Genomic DNA, 14,960 nt, shown 5'->3' on the forward strand with positions numbered 1-14,960 from the left:
TACATTGAAAAGTAAACTGTACGGTGTAGAATGGAAGCATATTAATATGAGAACAATGTTATGACGGGCAACACACGTACGCGAAGTGATGCAAAGCGCGAAGCTATTATCCAAGCTGCAACTCAGGCGTTTCAGGAATACGGGGTTAACGGCACCAGTATGGATAAGCTAGCTGAATTGGCTAACGTATCTAAGCGCACGGTATACAACCATTTTGCTACGAAAGAAGACTTGGTAATGCATTTGGTGACTAAGCAATTTGAGGACGCCAAGCTAAGCGTAACGGTAGTGTACGACCCAGCCCGTGATTTATCCGAACAGCTGTGTGAGCTAATTTTTCAAGATATTGAGTTTACTGTTACCGAAGAGCACCTTGATATTGCACGGGTTGCCATTGGGCATTTCTTCTACGAACCTGAAAAACTTAAAGATGAAGTGGCGCAATTAAAAGCGCAAGAGACAGCATTGCATCGCTGGTTAAAAGCAGCAAAAGCAGATAATAAGATTGATTTCGATGACTTAAGCCGTGTTGTTGATGAAATTGACAGCCTAGTGAAGGGCCAGTGCTTTTGGCCCCAGCTTTTCAAAATAGGAGATGTACTTAGCAATCAAGATAAGCACAACGTAGCTAAAAATACCGTTGCCCTAATATTAGGGCGTTACGCGGTAACCTAAGATCTTTTCTGCGAACAACTAGCCCCTTAGGGTGAAATCTTGCGATTTCAGGTTTAAAGCATATGTCTTAAATATCCTGTACGTGTGCGTGCCCAGCCAGTACCTGCGGCGGCAGACGCGACCAAGCTACTACATTTTATACACCCACCTATTGTTTATTTTAAACCGTTCGCTGCCGCTTATTTATTCCGAACCCGCATTTTCCTAAGTTAGCCTTCTTCCGTTAAAAAAATATCAGTGCGCGTTTTATCGCCAAAAAGCTTTTACTAGCGTGTTCTTTGCGCGTTTTTTTGACATGTCGTGTCAATACTTTTCCACAATATTAAGAAAATTTATAAAGAGTTTTAAAATTTTGCTTGTTAAGGGCTCGTCATAACAGAAATTTTTCTATATTATCCAGACCACAAATAACAACTATTATTATTTGCAATTGCAAAGCGCTGCTAAAAGCGTTGTCAAAATAATAGGTTTAACGGTTATTAAGAAACACACAACACTTTGAAGAACACTTGGAGAGCAATTGTGAAATTTAGACTTACGAGTATTGCTACTGCGATAATTTTAAGCCCTGCTGCGTTCGCTGCTGATATGGAAGATATTGAAAGACTAACGGTTGAAGGTAAATACCTTTCAGTAAATCAGTCAAATTCAATTAAAAGCCCAACGCCAATCATAGATGTGCCGCAAAGCTTGTCGATAATGACGGCTGAAGAAATTACAGCTCGTGGTATTACCAGCGTTGGTCAAATTATCGATTACACGCCAGGTGTTAATACCTCTCAAGGTGAAGGTCACCGCGATTCTGTGGTATTTCGTGGTGTGCGTTCAACGGCCGACTTCTACTTAGACGGTAACCGCGACGATGTGCAGTATTACCGTGCGCTCTACAACATAGAACAAGTTGAAATTCTTCGCGGGCCAAATGCGCTATTATTCGGGCGTGGCGGTACAGGTGGTATTTTAAACCGCGTATCTAAAAAGGCTAAAACCGGTGAGCAATTCGTTAACTACAATGTATCTGCAAACACGTTTGGTGCGTATAATCTTCAGTTAGATACCAACGTTGATACAGGCGACAAGTCAGCGCTTCGCATTAACGCCATGTACGAGAGTCTAGATAACCATCGCGACTTTTTCTATGGCGATCGCTACGGTTTCAACCCAACGGCACGCTTTGAAGTGAGCGACGACACCATCGTAGACCTGTCTTATGAATACATCGATCACGAGCGTTTTATTGACCGGGGTGTCCCGACTGCCAACGGAGAGCCAGTTGAAGCGTTTGAAGACATTGTATTTGGTGACCCTGAAAACAATTATCAAACCTTAGGTGCAGACGTGTTCCGTGCTAACGTTGAACATACGTTCTCTGACAACCTAAAAGGTAACTTTAACGCGTTTTACGGTGACTACGACAAAGTTTACTCAAACTTTTATGCAGCAGGCTACAATGCTGATGCTAACCAAGTAACGTTGGATGGCTACATAGATAATACCCAACGCGAGAACCTAATTTTATCTTCGAACTTAGTCGGTGAGTTTACAACGGGTAGTATTGAGCACACGGTTATTTTTGGCGGTGAGGTGATTAATACTAAATCGAATCAAGACCGCTTTAACACTGTATTTGACTCTACTGGCGGTGATAGAGAAACATTTAACATTTCACGCCCGTTAAGTTTCCGTGGATTAACTGGTACAAATGTTGATGGCGTGACAGTAACTGCAGACTTTTCTGATTTAAACGATGATACGCGCGTAGATCTAGATGTTTACTCATTCTACGTACAAGACGAAATTGCGTTATCAAAGAACCTTGATCTTGTGGTAGGTGCGCGTTTCGACAGTTTTGATATTGAGGTCTTTAACGCGGACCCTGACGTACTTGAGACGCGGAGTAGAAAAGACGAACAGGTGTCTCCACGTGCAGGTATTGTGTACAAGCCTCAAGAAAATATCTCAATTTATGCGAGCTACAGTGAGTCATTCCTGCCGCGCAGTGGCGAACAGTATGCAAATATTAATGGCGATGCAGATGCGCTTGACCCAGACACGTTCACTAACCAAGAAATTGGTATCAAGTGGGACTTCAATGACAGCATGAGCTTTACCGCGGCTATCTTTGAAAACGAACAGACGTCACTCGACAACGACCCGAACGACGTCGAACGCTTTATAGAAGTGGATTCAGATATTTCAGGTTTTGAAATCCAACTACAGGGATATATCACTGACAAGTGGCATATTACTGCGAACTACAGCAACCTTGATGGCGAAAATGCCAGTGGTGTTGCGCTTCGAGAGCTTCCTGAAAATACGATGTCGGTATGGACAACTTATGAAGTCAATGACGTATTTGGCTTTGGTATTGGTGCAACATATCAAGACGAAAGTTTTGTTGTAACAGGCGAAGACTCACCTGTACTACCTAGCTATACTCGCGTTGATGCATCAGCATATTACACGCTTAGCGACAAGACGCGTCTTCAGTTAAACGTGGAAAACTTAACCGATACGCTCTACTTCCCTAATGCGCAATCTACGCACCAGGCAACGGTTGGTGCGCCAATTAATGCTCGCTTGTCGTTGATTGGTTCTTTCTAAATAAAGCACCAACAATTGATATATTTATAGAAAGCCATTCCTGTGTGCGAATGGCTTTCTCATTTTAGGGTATTGTAATAAGTATCGATAACGAGCTTAAAAAACGTGCAGCAATTGTTGATTGTCCTTCACGCTATGCAAGTCAGCAAGTCAGCAAGTCAGCAAGTCAGCAAGTCAGTAAGTTAATTATTGTATTGGCAATGTTAACCTTGTTTGGCAAAGTCAATAAGTGTCTGTCCATCCATGCGATAGCCTAGCCACTCACTTTTGGGTTTCGCGCCAAGCGACTCATAGAAATCAATGGCAGGCTTGTTCCAATCTAAAACGCTCCACTCAAATCGACCGCAGTCGTTTTCCACTGCTATTTTAGCCAAATGCTGAAGCAGTAATTTTCCCGCGCCGAGGCCTCGAGAGGTAGGCGATACGTACAAGTCTTCAAGATAAAGCCCGTTTCGCCCTTGCCATGTAGAGTAGTTAAAGAAATAAACGGCGAAGCCAATAGGGGCATCATTGTTTTCACAAATAACGCAGTGAGCGGTGGCACCTTCACCGAATAATGTCTTTAGCAGCGCTTCTTCCGAGGCTTCTACTTCGTGTTCGGCTTTTTCATAAATAGCGAGTTCTAGAATAAACTGGCGAATTTGCGATATGTCGTTGGGCGATGCAGGTCTTATAGAAATGGAATTGCTCATTGTATTTTCCTTTCAATACATGAAAAAAATGAGCCTTCAAAGGCTCATTTTTACGTAACAGTACTCGTTTATATCATCAGCCAAAAAGGCTAGTCAATTAAACTACTTGGCTGAGGAGGGGGGGAGACAGTATTGTCGCTGCCATCAGACTTCCTCTTGCGCACAATTTTGCTTTTAATAAACGTATATGGAACATGTAAATCTAGCAGAATCAGGTATAAGCAAGGCACCAAAATTAGCGTAACCAACGTGGCATACAGAACGGCAAAACCCAATGCCGCGGCCATGGGTACAACGAATGCTGCCTGTAAGCTGGTTTCGAACATTATTGGCAATACGCCTACAAACGTAGTGATAGAGGTGAGAGTGATTGCTCTAAAGCGGGCAGTACCTGCTTCGGTAACCGCTTCTTTAATGCTGTACCCTTGAGCGCGGCGCTGATTTACAAAATCAGTCATTACCAGCGAGTCGTTTATCACAACACCCGCAGCAGCAATAAGGCCAAAGTTCGACATCATAGATAAGTCTAGCCCTAGTACAAAGTGGCCAAACACTGCTCCCGTAAAGCTAAATGGGATCACCGACATAATAATTAACGGCTGCCCATAACTTTTGAGCGGCACGGCGAGTAGGATATACACCATGATCATCGCGGCTAAGAAAAACAGAATTTGCTCGTTTTGCTGGGCTTGCTGCTCTTCAATATCCCCACCTAACTCGGTCATTACCGATGGGAATAACTCTTTAAGCTGAGGCAGAAGTTTATCCTGAATTTCAGTCACCACTTCATTCGGCTCAACTTTTTCCTCATCAATGTTGCCCCAAATGTATACGCTGCGGTAGCCACCTTCGCGGCGAATGTAGCTAATGCCGGGTTTTTCTTCTAGGGCTACCACGTCACCTAGCATAACTTCTTGTCCGCTTGGCGTAGTGATAAGTGAGTATTTTAAGTCTGCAAAACGCTCACGAGTAAGTTCAGGGTAGCGCACCATTACTTTCACTTCTTCGCCATTACGGATGACGCGCTGTGCTTCGCCACCGTAGAAGCCTGCACCCACTTGAGATGCGATATTCGAAAGCGTGAGGCCTAAGTCGTAAGCCACCGGAAGTAATGTCATCTGCACTTCTTTGCTTGGCGGGTCGATAGTAGAGCTTACATCGAACAGGCCTTCTTGCTGCTGAAGCATTTCAATAAACTTAAGACCTGCGGCGTTAAGGGTGTCGATATCAGGGCCGAAAAGTAGATAGCCAAACTCACCATCATCACCATCGCCGTTCACATCGTCAATCACGGTAAAAGACTTCATGCCGGTGATTTCAGGAATGGCTTCGCGCCAGCGACGCGCTAGTTCGAAGGTGTCAATAGGGCGGTCTTCTTCATTAACTAGCGGCGTTAATATACGCCCTTCGGTTCTGTCTTCATTAAACGCAAGGCGGTCTCGAATCATACCTTGGCCAAACTCATCAATAATTTGTTCTTCTACGTCTAAAATGGTCTGCTCAACTATTTTAAGCGCGTTGATGGTAGTCATGTCTGAAACGTTTTCATTCATCTCTATTTTTACGCTGGGGAAGTCGTGAGGCACTTTGGGATTTGGCACCATACGTACATAGTTTGCGCCTATAAGCCCGAGGCTTAGCATAAACATTGCTACAAACATCATCAGCACTGCCCAGCGCCACTCAATGGCTTTGGTCACGGTGCGTTTATAAGGGCCGTTTACAAATGCAAAGAAGCGTTTATTAAAGCGAGCACGCCAGCTGTCTTGCTTTACCGGAGAAAATTTAGTGTGAGCGAGGTGAGCGGGCAGAATAAGCTTCGACTCAATTAAACTAAATACCAAGCACAAGATAACTACCACTGCGATGTTATAGAAAAAAGCACCTTCTGGCCCGCTGCTTAACGTAAATGGGGCGAATACAGCAATGGTGGTTAATACCCCAAATGTAGCAGGAGTCGCTACGCGCTTAGCACCGCGAACAACGTTATCCACACCACCGCCTTTGCTTTCAATTTCAGTATAAGCACTTTCGCCAATCACGATAGCGTCGTCTACTACAATACCCAGCACCATAATGAACGCAAAGAGCGATAGAATGTTAATGCTGACGCCGAAGACGGGCATTAGCATCATTGCACCTAGGAAGCAGACTGGGAGGCCGACCATTACCCATACTGCCAATCTGAATCGCAAAAACAGAGTTAGCATAAGTGCCACCAAAATTGACCCCTGAATGAGGTTTGACAGCATCATGTCTAGGCGCGCATTTAGGTAGTAGGTCATATCGACCAGTACCTGTAAACTTATACCCTGAGGCAAGGTTTCGTTTTTCTGATCAATATAGGCTTTTACCGTCTCTGCTACGGGAATGGTATTTTGCGTTTTTGTGGCTTTCACTGCGATGTAAATAGCGTTCATGCCATTGTATTTGAAGTAGCGCTCACCCTCTTCAAAACCATCATTGATGTAGGCTACATCGCCTAACGTTACCTTTGCACCGCCAGCACCAATTTTAATTGGAATTTGCTTAAACTCATCACCGCTGTAGTATTGGTTTTCTACACGAACAGAGACGATGCCCGAGTTTGTTCTTAATTGACCCGCCGAGATATTCGCCGAGTAGCTGTTAATGGCTTGGGTAATATCACCAATCGTTAGCCCGTACTTTCTAAGCGTATCGGGTTTAACTTCAACAGCAATCTCATCATCTGGCGTATTAGCCTCAACAAGGGAAATAGAGCCTAACTGTAAAAGTTCATCTTCAACTTCTTTTGCGAGAACTTTTAACTCGGAAAGCGGTAAGTCGCCCACTAGGGGCATTTCAATAACTTGCTGTTGAAATTCAACTTGCGATACGTTTACTGGCTCCATGCCAGCGGGGAAAGTGGCAATGCTGTCTACGCGAAGCTTTACCTTATCTAGCACGTCAGTAAGCTCGGCTTTGGTGTCGATTTCTAACGTTACAGCGCCGCCACCTCTAAATGCACGAGAGACTGTGCGCTTTATTTCAGTAATATCTTTAACCGCTTCCTCTACTTTAATGAAAATACTTTCTTCAATTTCTTGTGGCGAGGCGCCCGGGTACGTTGCTTCTATAGTGATATAGTTTATTTCGATGTTGGGGAACATCTGGCGCTGAATAGTGAAGTAGCTCGCTATACCCATGATAATGATAAAGAACATGAGAAGGTTCGCCGCTACAGAATTTCGAGCAAACCAAGCAATGATGCCGCTTTGCGTGTTGTTTTGGTTATTCATGACAGCTCCTTAGTTAGCGCTTGCTGTCACAAGGTCGGTAGTGGTCTCAATTACCTTCACGGGCATCCCGTTTTGCGGGTACTCTGGAAGGCTCATCACAACCTTATTCGCGTTAAAGTCTCCCTGAATTAAAAAGTCGCCATTTTCTTCACGAACCACGGTAACTTTTTGTGACGTTAACCTATCTTCGTCATCCAGTGTCCATAAAAGACGATTGGTAATTAGCTCTTGAGGTACGCGGTACACGTCACTTAACGTTTTACCTTCAAACGCAATGGTGCTGTAAGAACCAAACTTTATAATTGGCTTAGATGAGTTGATGGCATAAGGGTCTTCAATTCGCGCGACGAAATAGCTCATACGCGTATTGTTGTCTATAACCCCTGTATCTCTGTGAATAGTGCCTTTAACCGTAGCACCTTGAATGTCATCAACTTCAATAGCGATTTCACTGCCAATGGTGTTGTCAGCAAGAAAGACGCGGTCAAAGCCAGCCACGGGGAAGGTTACTTCTGCGTACTCAATGTTATTAATTACGGCAACGGGCGTACCTTGAGTAACATAGTCACCGGTACTAATCCCCCTTGAAACAACTAACGCGTCATAAGGGGCTTTAACTTTGCAGTTTTCAAAATCCCGTTTCGCTATTTTAAGCTGGGCTTGTGCCGACTTTAGCGCTGCTTTCGCACTCATTACTTGAGGTTTACGAAGGTATAGGTCAGTGACGCGAGCATTGGGCATGGTTTTCGCTTCTCGCGCCGCAACGTCGGCCTGTGCTTGCTCTTGAATAAGCTGCGCTTCAGCGCTGGCAAGGTTTGCCTCGGCCATTAATAGCGCGGCTTCATAAGCATCGGCTTCTATTTCAAAAAGTGTTTCCCCCCTTCTCACTAAACCACCGCTGACAAATTTGGGGTTCCACTGTTGAACTTCTCCTGATACCTGCGCCGCGAGGTTAGTGGTTTCTAAAGGCGTGATTTCACCGTAAGAGGTTAACTGCACCCGAACATCTTCAGGGGCTAACGCCTCAATAGTTACTGTGGGGCGCGTGTCAACTTCTTCGGTTATTACTGAGTCAGAGGCTGAGGCTTCGATTCCTTTCATCCCAACGTAGCCTACTATTAAAACACCAATAGGTAGTGCAAACTTCATCCATTTCATAGCCAAATCTACTTTAATATCAAAAACTGCTTATAGTGTAGCGCTAAAGTGTTTCAGTAATACAGCGCAAATGTAACCAAACGTGAGTCAATTTTGTGTAAATTACATTTTCTTGTAGAGTTAAAATTAATCGTGTTGATAACTAATAAAGATTTAGCGACAAGGAAGTGTAGAGGCGGCGCAAACAAGGTTTCGGCCGTGCTCTTTCGCGTGATATAACGCTTTGTCGGCGAGGCGGATAGCGCTTGATGTATCAATGTCCGGCGTTACTTCGCATACACCAAAGCTGCTTGTAATATAGATTTCATTGCCATTGATATTGAGAGGGGCGTTATTTAAGGTCGCTCTTATTTGTTCTAATGCTTTTACCGCGCCAGCTTCATCCGTATCGTTAAAGATGAACATAAACTCTTCACCGCCCCAGCGGGCCAAGACGTCTTGACCCCGCGAGCGGGTTTTGAAAATGTTAGATATTTGCCTTAATACCTCATCACCTTGCTCGTGTCCGAGGGAGTCATTAATACTCTTAAATCTGTCTATATCAGCAATGGCTATAGAAAAATGACGCTTATTACGTTGCATTCTGGCATATTCGCGTTCAAGACACTGCTGTGCTCCACGGCGATTTAAAAGTTGAGTAAGGTGGTCGTGTTTGGCTTGGCGTTCAAACTGCTCACTTAAGTAAAGCGCGGTGTCGTAACTTTTTTGTCTGCTGTATTCGTAAAACGCTGACAGGAACGTAACTGTAGCAAATGAATAGAGTAGGCGCGTTTTAAACGCATAGCTATAGTTGGCCACAAAATCGGCCTCGTTGAACCCAAATAGCACGATTGTGCACGCGATAGTATAGGCGACAAGCGCGAGCAACCCTCGAATAAAACCGGCAAAAAACATAGTGACAGGGGGGACAAGGTATATCCAAAGCGGGCCCGTATTATCTTTGCCCCCAGTTATCACTAGTAGAAGCGTGAGAGCCATCAGGCAAAAAATTAATAGCGTAATAGACCAGGTGCGCGCCTTTGCAGTAGCAACGCGCACCTGTAAACGCTGCGAGAGAGCAAATATTACACTGGCACTAAAAAGAATAGTCGATAAGAAGTACTCGCCATCAATAAAAGCACGAGAGCCAAGCAAAAACGTAATAGACATCCCCACCGCTGCAAACAGGTTAACAACCATAATGCGGCGGTTGGTTTCATCTTTGTAGCGGCGGTTTACACCACTTAATACGTATTGCTTTATTGGCCCAAGCATAATTAACCGGCGGAGACAGATGCTTTTGATATATCAACAGCGAGCTTTTCAATAGCATCTCGCATTGCTTTAACGCTTGAAGAAAAGCCGTCGTTAGCTAAAGGGGAGGTAAACACGAACGAATGTGGCGCATTTTCACCTGATGCGCTCGTTATGACAAACTGCCCCGAAAATACAACTTCACCTTCATAGGTGCTAACAAAGTCGTCTATGTGCAGCGTCATATGAACAGACTCTTCGCTGGCGTAATGATCGGGGCGAACAAGCGAAACACGTTTTACTGCCAGTGCACCTGTTAGCGACTTGGTCAAGCCTTCGTCGACAGGCTCCGCCCATAAGTGGCTGGTAGATATGTGGAGGTTAGTGTCACTAGTTTGGTATACCAACCCTCTGTGCTTCAAATATTCGGGGAGGGTTATCTTGTCTAAAACGATAGTCTGTTTAGCATCCCCCTGTATATACGACACATCACCAGTTGCGTGAAGAAGGTAGTACGTTAACCCCGTTGGTGCGCTGCTACACGCGGATAAAAAACAAAATAAGAAAGCTAAGGTGCTGATGTAGATGGTTTTACGTTTTGTAAAAGAAGAAGTAGCCTTAAACTGCATCATCATAACATTCGATCCTTTCATCCCTGTTCGTGGATGTTCCAATAATAATACTTCGCAGCGTGGTGGGATTTTCTCAAAACTAAAATATAGCGTATATACTCAATTAGTAGAAAAAAGCTATTCATTATTCACGCCAACCTAAACAAGTAATATTTAGGTTGGCGGGCAGTACCTGGCGTTTAATTCTTAGCTTTGGGTTGAATTTCTGACTCGCTGCCCTGTGAAAAAATTAAACTATTAGGCGACTGATTTAATTTCAAGAGTAACGGCTGCATGTTGCGCATGGTTTCTTGCAGTGCATCTACGGTCTCTTTTATTTCTGACTGATTAAAGCCACCTTCGCTGTAATTTTTGAGTAAACCATCAAGGCTTACCAATACCTGATTAAGGTTGCTATTTAATGCTTTAGCGTCAATGTCACCAATCAGCACGTCAAAATCGTCACTTGCCGTTTCTACCGATTCAGCCGCAAGGCGCATGTCATCAACGGCTAGTTGCACGTTCTCTACCATTTCTTTAAGTGGTAGCTGGTTTATTTTATCTAGAATGGCGTCGGCTTTTTGCGTTAGCTGGGTAAACTCATTACTTACGGTTGGAATAACTTCATAACCATTAATGACTTCAATTTTGCCACTGCCGTCGGCGTCGGGTACGTGTTGTAAATCAACATACAAACCACCAGTTAGAATATTACCCATGCGTAACGAGGCCCTAAGATCTCGGTGAAGCCAGTTTCTTATGGTTTGTTTTATTGCGCTTAGCCCTTCATCCGTATCCGGTTGTCGCGCTTTACCCGGGTAGATGTTAATATGGACTGGAATAGGGTAGTCGCGCTCAAGAATATTTCCTTCAACGGCGGGAAAGGAATTAATTGCCGTTACATTACCAATTTCAATTCCTCTATACTCTACAGGCGCGCCAACCGTAAGGCCGCGAACACTTTCGTCAATTAGCAGCAAGTATTCCGCCGCCACCTTATATCGTGCGTCAGACGCGGAAGTGCTGTCGCCATAAATAGTAAAAAACGCATTATCGAGCACTTGCTCGCCTTTCGGAACGCCTTCGGGAATGCCAAAGGTAATGCCATTGGCTAATAAGGTTTCTAAGCTGCCTGTTTCAACACTGACACCGTTAGACTCAAGCAGCAGTTTGACGCCACTGACATCCCAAAAGCGCGTCGTGTTAGTAATGAGCTTGTGATAAGGGGCTTCAATAAATGCGTCGTAATACACCACGCGCTCTTCAATGTTGAAGGTCGCGTCTTCAAATTCGCCTACCTTAAAGCCTTTATAAATAATGGGGTCGCCGGGTTTATAGGCAAACTCGTCGTCACTTTTTAGCATAACGTGTAGACCGGGTGTCCCAGGCGGTGTTACAGGCGGGCGCTCAAGGGCGGTAAAGTGCAGTTGCTCCTTTCCCTTATCGTTCGCTGACATCGCAATATAGCTACCCGATAACAGCGTATTGAGCCCTGAGACTTCCGAGAAGCTAATTCGCGGAGCGACGACCCAAAATTTCGCATTTTCGTTAAGCAAATGGGCTGCGCTGGCATCAATTCTGGCGGTAACAAGTACTCCGTCTAAATCAGGCTTAAGGGTAATTTTTTTAACTTGCCCCACATCCAAGTCTCGCACTTTTATCGGCGTTTTATTGATTTCTATGCCCGCAGCGGAGTGAAGTTCAATGGTGATAAGGGGGCCTTGATTTTTCCACTGGTAATACACCATCCAACCACCAATTACGATAACAAGGATGGGGGTAATCCATATGCGGGAAATAGATGAAGTTGGTTTGACCTTCGCTTCGTTTACATTGGGGTCATTTGCGGTCATGGTAATTGCTTCCACTGCTGCCAAATTAGCCTCGAATCAAATGTCATCGCGGCTATCATTGTTACAAATACAACGGCACAAAAGGCAAGTGCCGCTTGGCCTGGATAAATAGACATGGTGTTACCCATCTGAATTAGTGAAACAAGCACGGCAACGACGAAAACGTCAATCATTGACCAGCGCCCAATTGCCTCTGTAATTCGGTAGTAACGTATACGCAATTGCTTGGATGTGGTTTTTTCTCTTTGAACAGAAAAGTTAAGCCAAGCGAGAATTATGATTTTTGCCACCGGTACAATAACACTAGCCACGAGAATAATAATTGCCACTGGGTATGAGCCGGACTCCCACAGCGAGATAACACCACCGATAATCGTATTCGGTGTTTCTCGACCAAAAAATTCAGTATACATTATGGGAAGTAGGTTAGCAGGGATATATAAGATACAGGCCGTGATAAGCAGTGCCCACGTACGCTGTATGCTCACTTTTGCCTGTACTTCGCTTAAGGGTTTAGGTTGTGGTGGCGCACCTTGGCTTAACCACATTGCATAGCGCGTGGGGTCAAATTGGGATATACACAAAGCGGTGAATGCAGAAAAGCCAATAAAGGCATAAAAAGACAGACCAATAGAAACATCGGCTAACTCTGTGATTTTGATGAGACTAACTAATGTGCCTACCAGAAAGATTTCGGCCATGCTCCATGGTAGAAGCGCTTTTACCAGTGTAAACAATCTAGGAAGGTAAAAAGGCCGGCGTCCTTGCAATTGAGCTAAACATAAAAGCACTAAACCAGCCAATACCATGCCGGGCAATAAAAGCGTAGCTAGGCTAGTTATTATCGCAAGCGATAGGTAGTCGTGTTCAATCAGTACTGTGATGCCAGTAGGTAAGTCGATACTATGTTTTTGCCCACTTGCTTTAAAGGTAAGGAAATTAAAAGGCAGTGAAAGAAGTAAAAAAATTAATGCGCTGAATGACAATGCCAATAGCTTTTCACTGGCGCCGTCGCGGTGAGATATGAGCGTATGGTTACATACAGGGCAAACAGCCCGTTGCCTGTGCGCTAGGGCAGGTATGTTCACCTTGGTATGGCATTGCTCACAAACTATAGATAACGTATTAGATTCAGCCATAAGGTTTTGCGCGCTACTTTTAGTTTGCTAAAAAGCAGCCAATAGATATAACCTGTTGATTTTTTAGAATCAACAGAATAGCGCATTGCGAGCACGTCGGGAAGTAAAGCCAGTCGTATTTAGAAATATAACAATAATTATTGACGATGAAATGATGCAAGTAACTAACGAGATTCGCAGTGTGTATGAAAAGATAAAGAAACCCGCAAGGCGCTTACTTCAGAAAAGACGTATTGGTTTTTTGCGCTTTTGGCTGAGCATCACGTTCGCCCAGCGTTGCTATTTTTTGGCAACCAGCATGCTTGTGTTACAACTATTTTTGACTATCGAAAGTAGCCTGTTTGAAGCGATTATGTTTGGTTTTGCCCTTGCAGGCATTATCAGCGAAGTCTGGCCAAAGTTTATGACGCTATGGAACAGTTTACCCGGTAAAGCGGTGATCTTGTTCATCTATGCAATTATCGCGAACTTTGCGCTTGCCTCTGCTAGCGGCTTAGTAAATAGTATCACCGGTGTTTCTGCAAGCGCCTTACCCTATAGCCACAATTTCGCGCTTATACTCATGGTGCCCAGTTGGTTCTTTGTTACCACGTTGATGGCGCTCGTTGGCGGGATGCTGTTAATTTTTGCTTACTTGTTTTTCTTATTGCTGCTAAAGCCCTTCGGCGTGCAGCGGCTGTGGCATCAACAGGACTACCGATATGTATTATCCACCGCCGTAGCGCGCTTTGTATGGACACTGGGCGTGTCGCTGCAACTTGGCGTATTGGCAGGGCAGGTGGGGCTACTTTCTGAATTTAGCAGTGACAGCGCCAACGCGTTAATAACTATAGAAGAAGCCGAAACAGTTAACCTTAATGAAGGCGAAGCACAACAACCTAATAAGGAAACGGAAGAGGTTTCTGAGTTAGAAAAAGATTTAACAACGATTTTAACCAACGCAAAGCAAAAAAGTATCAGCTACAAAGCCACACAACGCCAGGCGTTAGCCAGCTTTATCTATGAGTATGAAGCAGACTCACGTTCACGTTGCACGCACCCTGCGGGGACGCGTGTGATTGAGTTAAATGACTATGAAATTTTGCAAATTGAAAAAACATCAGATAACGATGAGGGCTTTGTTTACTCGGTTGAGCCGTGCCGCTCCGCTGCGTTTGGTTTAAGCAATACGTCTTCCGTAGTTCCAAATGGATATTGATAATTTAAGGTGCACCACCCAATACGCTTTTATGCCTGCCGCCGTTGTATTTAAAGCTGCCATGAAAATTCTTTTGCTTCTTCTGACACGGCCCAAAGCTTTGTCAGTACTTTTTTGTCTACGGCGAAATCCTCTAATCTGCATTCTCCTACTGGGCCGCCGAAGTTCATCAGTCCTGTTGGTCCATAGTAGGCAAGCTGCTTAAGGTTTTCTCCCGTCGCACAAATGACTTCGGGGTATGCGCCTTGTTCAGCAGACTGGGCTAAGCCAATTTTCACCATAAAGGTCCACGATATACGGGTTAAGAAGCTAGCACTTTCTCGTTTAAGGGTGGTGTTAGACGCTCCGGGGTAACACACAAACACCTTTACTTGCTTGTTATGTGCTTTTACTTTGTCTTGAAGCTCGTATGCAAACATCATCTTTGCTAACTTACTTTGGTTATATACCGTATGAGTTTCTGAATTAAAGCACATAAGCGATAGAGAAATAAAAAAGCTCGCGACAGTAGACTGTAGCGAGCTTTCATTTCATTAG

11 protein-coding genes are annotated in these 14,960 nt (G+C 44.4%); 3 read left to right on the forward strand and 8 right to left on the reverse strand.

Features of this window, described 5'->3' with window-relative positions:
- Positions 1 to 60 precede the first annotated feature (60 nt).
- Both MADE_RS06720 and MADE_RS06725 read left to right on the forward strand, forming a co-directional pair.
- Positions 61 to 675, forward strand: coding sequence for a TetR/AcrR family transcriptional regulator (locus MADE_RS06720; RefSeq protein WP_023559598.1), 615 nt, complete (start codon positions 61 to 63; stop codon positions 673 to 675).
- A 522-nt stretch (positions 676 to 1,197) separates the two neighbouring features.
- Positions 1,198 to 3,279, forward strand: a complete 2,082-nt coding sequence (locus MADE_RS06725; protein WP_023559599.1) for a TonB-dependent receptor — start codon at positions 1,198 to 1,200, stop codon at positions 3,277 to 3,279.
- A 203-nt stretch (positions 3,280 to 3,482) separates the two neighbouring features.
- On the opposite strand, the gene MADE_RS06730 is transcribed toward MADE_RS06725, so the two are convergent.
- The 7 genes from MADE_RS06730 to MADE_RS06760 all read right to left on the reverse strand — a co-directional run bounded on the left by MADE_RS06730 (position 3,483) and on the right by MADE_RS06760 (position 13,225).
- Positions 3,483 to 3,971: a GNAT family N-acetyltransferase gene (locus tag MADE_RS06730; protein ID WP_020743202.1), complete on the reverse strand. Its 489-nt coding sequence runs from the start codon at positions 3,969 to 3,971 to the stop codon at positions 3,483 to 3,485.
- A gap of 89 nt (positions 3,972 to 4,060) precedes the next feature.
- Positions 4,061 to 7,231: an efflux RND transporter permease subunit gene (locus tag MADE_RS06735; RefSeq protein ID WP_020743203.1), complete on the reverse strand. Its 3,171-nt coding sequence runs from the start codon at positions 7,229 to 7,231 to the stop codon at positions 4,061 to 4,063.
- A 9-nt stretch (positions 7,232 to 7,240) separates the two neighbouring features.
- Positions 7,241 to 8,389, reverse strand: coding sequence for an efflux RND transporter periplasmic adaptor subunit (locus MADE_RS06740; RefSeq protein ID WP_023559600.1), 1,149 nt, complete (start codon positions 8,387 to 8,389; stop codon positions 7,241 to 7,243).
- A 153-nt stretch (positions 8,390 to 8,542) separates the two neighbouring features.
- Entirely contained in the window at positions 8,543 to 9,643 is a 1,101-nt protein-coding gene (locus tag MADE_RS06745) for a sensor domain-containing diguanylate cyclase (protein WP_023559601.1), read from the reverse strand.
- Positions 9,644 to 9,645: 2 nt separating this feature from the next.
- Positions 9,646 to 10,257 carry a PqiC family protein gene (locus MADE_RS06750; protein ID WP_023559602.1) on the reverse strand — a complete coding sequence of 204 codons (612 nt, stop codon included), beginning with the start codon at positions 10,255 to 10,257 and terminating at the stop codon, positions 9,646 to 9,648.
- Between the two features lie 176 nt (positions 10,258 to 10,433).
- Positions 10,434 to 12,086, reverse strand: a complete 1,653-nt coding sequence (gene pqiB, locus MADE_RS06755; protein ID WP_023559603.1) for an intermembrane transport protein PqiB — start codon at positions 12,084 to 12,086, stop codon at positions 10,434 to 10,436.
- Complete coding sequence (locus tag MADE_RS06760; protein ID WP_015066727.1) at positions 12,083 to 13,225, reverse strand: paraquat-inducible protein A; 1,143 nt, start codon at positions 13,223 to 13,225, stop codon at positions 12,083 to 12,085. The genes pqiB and MADE_RS06760 overlap by 4 nt, the downstream gene beginning before the upstream one ends.
- Before the next feature lie 298 nt (positions 13,226 to 13,523).
- Here MADE_RS06760 and MADE_RS06765 point away from each other — a divergent pair, with 298 nt between their 5' ends.
- Entirely contained in the window at positions 13,524 to 14,423 is a 900-nt protein-coding gene (locus MADE_RS06765) for a hypothetical protein (RefSeq protein ID WP_232363106.1), read from the forward strand.
- Positions 14,424 to 14,473: 50 nt separating this feature from the next.
- On the opposite strand, the gene MADE_RS06770 is transcribed toward MADE_RS06765, so the two are convergent.
- Positions 14,474 to 14,845: a Rossmann-fold NAD(P)-binding domain-containing protein gene (locus MADE_RS06770; protein WP_023559605.1), complete on the reverse strand. Its 372-nt coding sequence runs from the start codon at positions 14,843 to 14,845 to the stop codon at positions 14,474 to 14,476.
- Between the last annotated feature and the right edge of the window lie 115 nt (positions 14,846 to 14,960).

The sequence above is a fragment of the Alteromonas mediterranea DE genome (assembly GCF_000020585.3).
Lineage (GTDB): Bacteria > Pseudomonadota > Gammaproteobacteria > Enterobacterales > Alteromonadaceae > Alteromonas > Alteromonas mediterranea.

Excerpts from the sequence above, each read along its gene's own strand:
- MADE_RS06735 (WP_020743203.1), bottom strand. The coding sequence starts at position 7,231 with ATGAATAACCAAAACAACACGCAAAGCGGCATCATTGCTTGGTTTGCT.
- MADE_RS06740 (WP_023559600.1), bottom strand. The coding sequence starts at position 8,389 with ATGAAATGGATGAAGTTTGCACTACCTATTGGTGTTTTAATAGTAGGC.
- MADE_RS06770 (WP_023559605.1), bottom strand. The coding sequence starts at position 14,845 with ATGATGTTTGCATACGAGCTTCAAGACAAAGTAAAAGCACATAACAAG.
- pqiB (WP_023559603.1), bottom strand. The coding sequence starts at position 12,086 with ATGACCGCAAATGACCCCAATGTAAACGAAGCGAAGGTCAAACCAACT.
- MADE_RS06720 (WP_023559598.1), top strand. The coding sequence starts at position 61 with ATGACGGGCAACACACGTACGCGAAGTGATGCAAAGCGCGAAGCTATT.
- MADE_RS06730 (WP_020743202.1), bottom strand. The coding sequence starts at position 3,971 with ATGAGCAATTCCATTTCTATAAGACCTGCATCGCCCAACGACATATCG.
- MADE_RS06750 (WP_023559602.1), bottom strand. The coding sequence starts at position 10,257 with ATGATGATGCAGTTTAAGGCTACTTCTTCTTTTACAAAACGTAAAACC.
- MADE_RS06765 (WP_232363106.1), top strand. The coding sequence starts at position 13,524 with ATGCTTGTGTTACAACTATTTTTGACTATCGAAAGTAGCCTGTTTGAA.
- MADE_RS06745 (WP_023559601.1), bottom strand. The coding sequence starts at position 9,643 with ATGCTTGGGCCAATAAAGCAATACGTATTAAGTGGTGTAAACCGCCGC.
- MADE_RS06760 (WP_015066727.1), bottom strand. The coding sequence starts at position 13,225 with ATGGCTGAATCTAATACGTTATCTATAGTTTGTGAGCAATGCCATACC.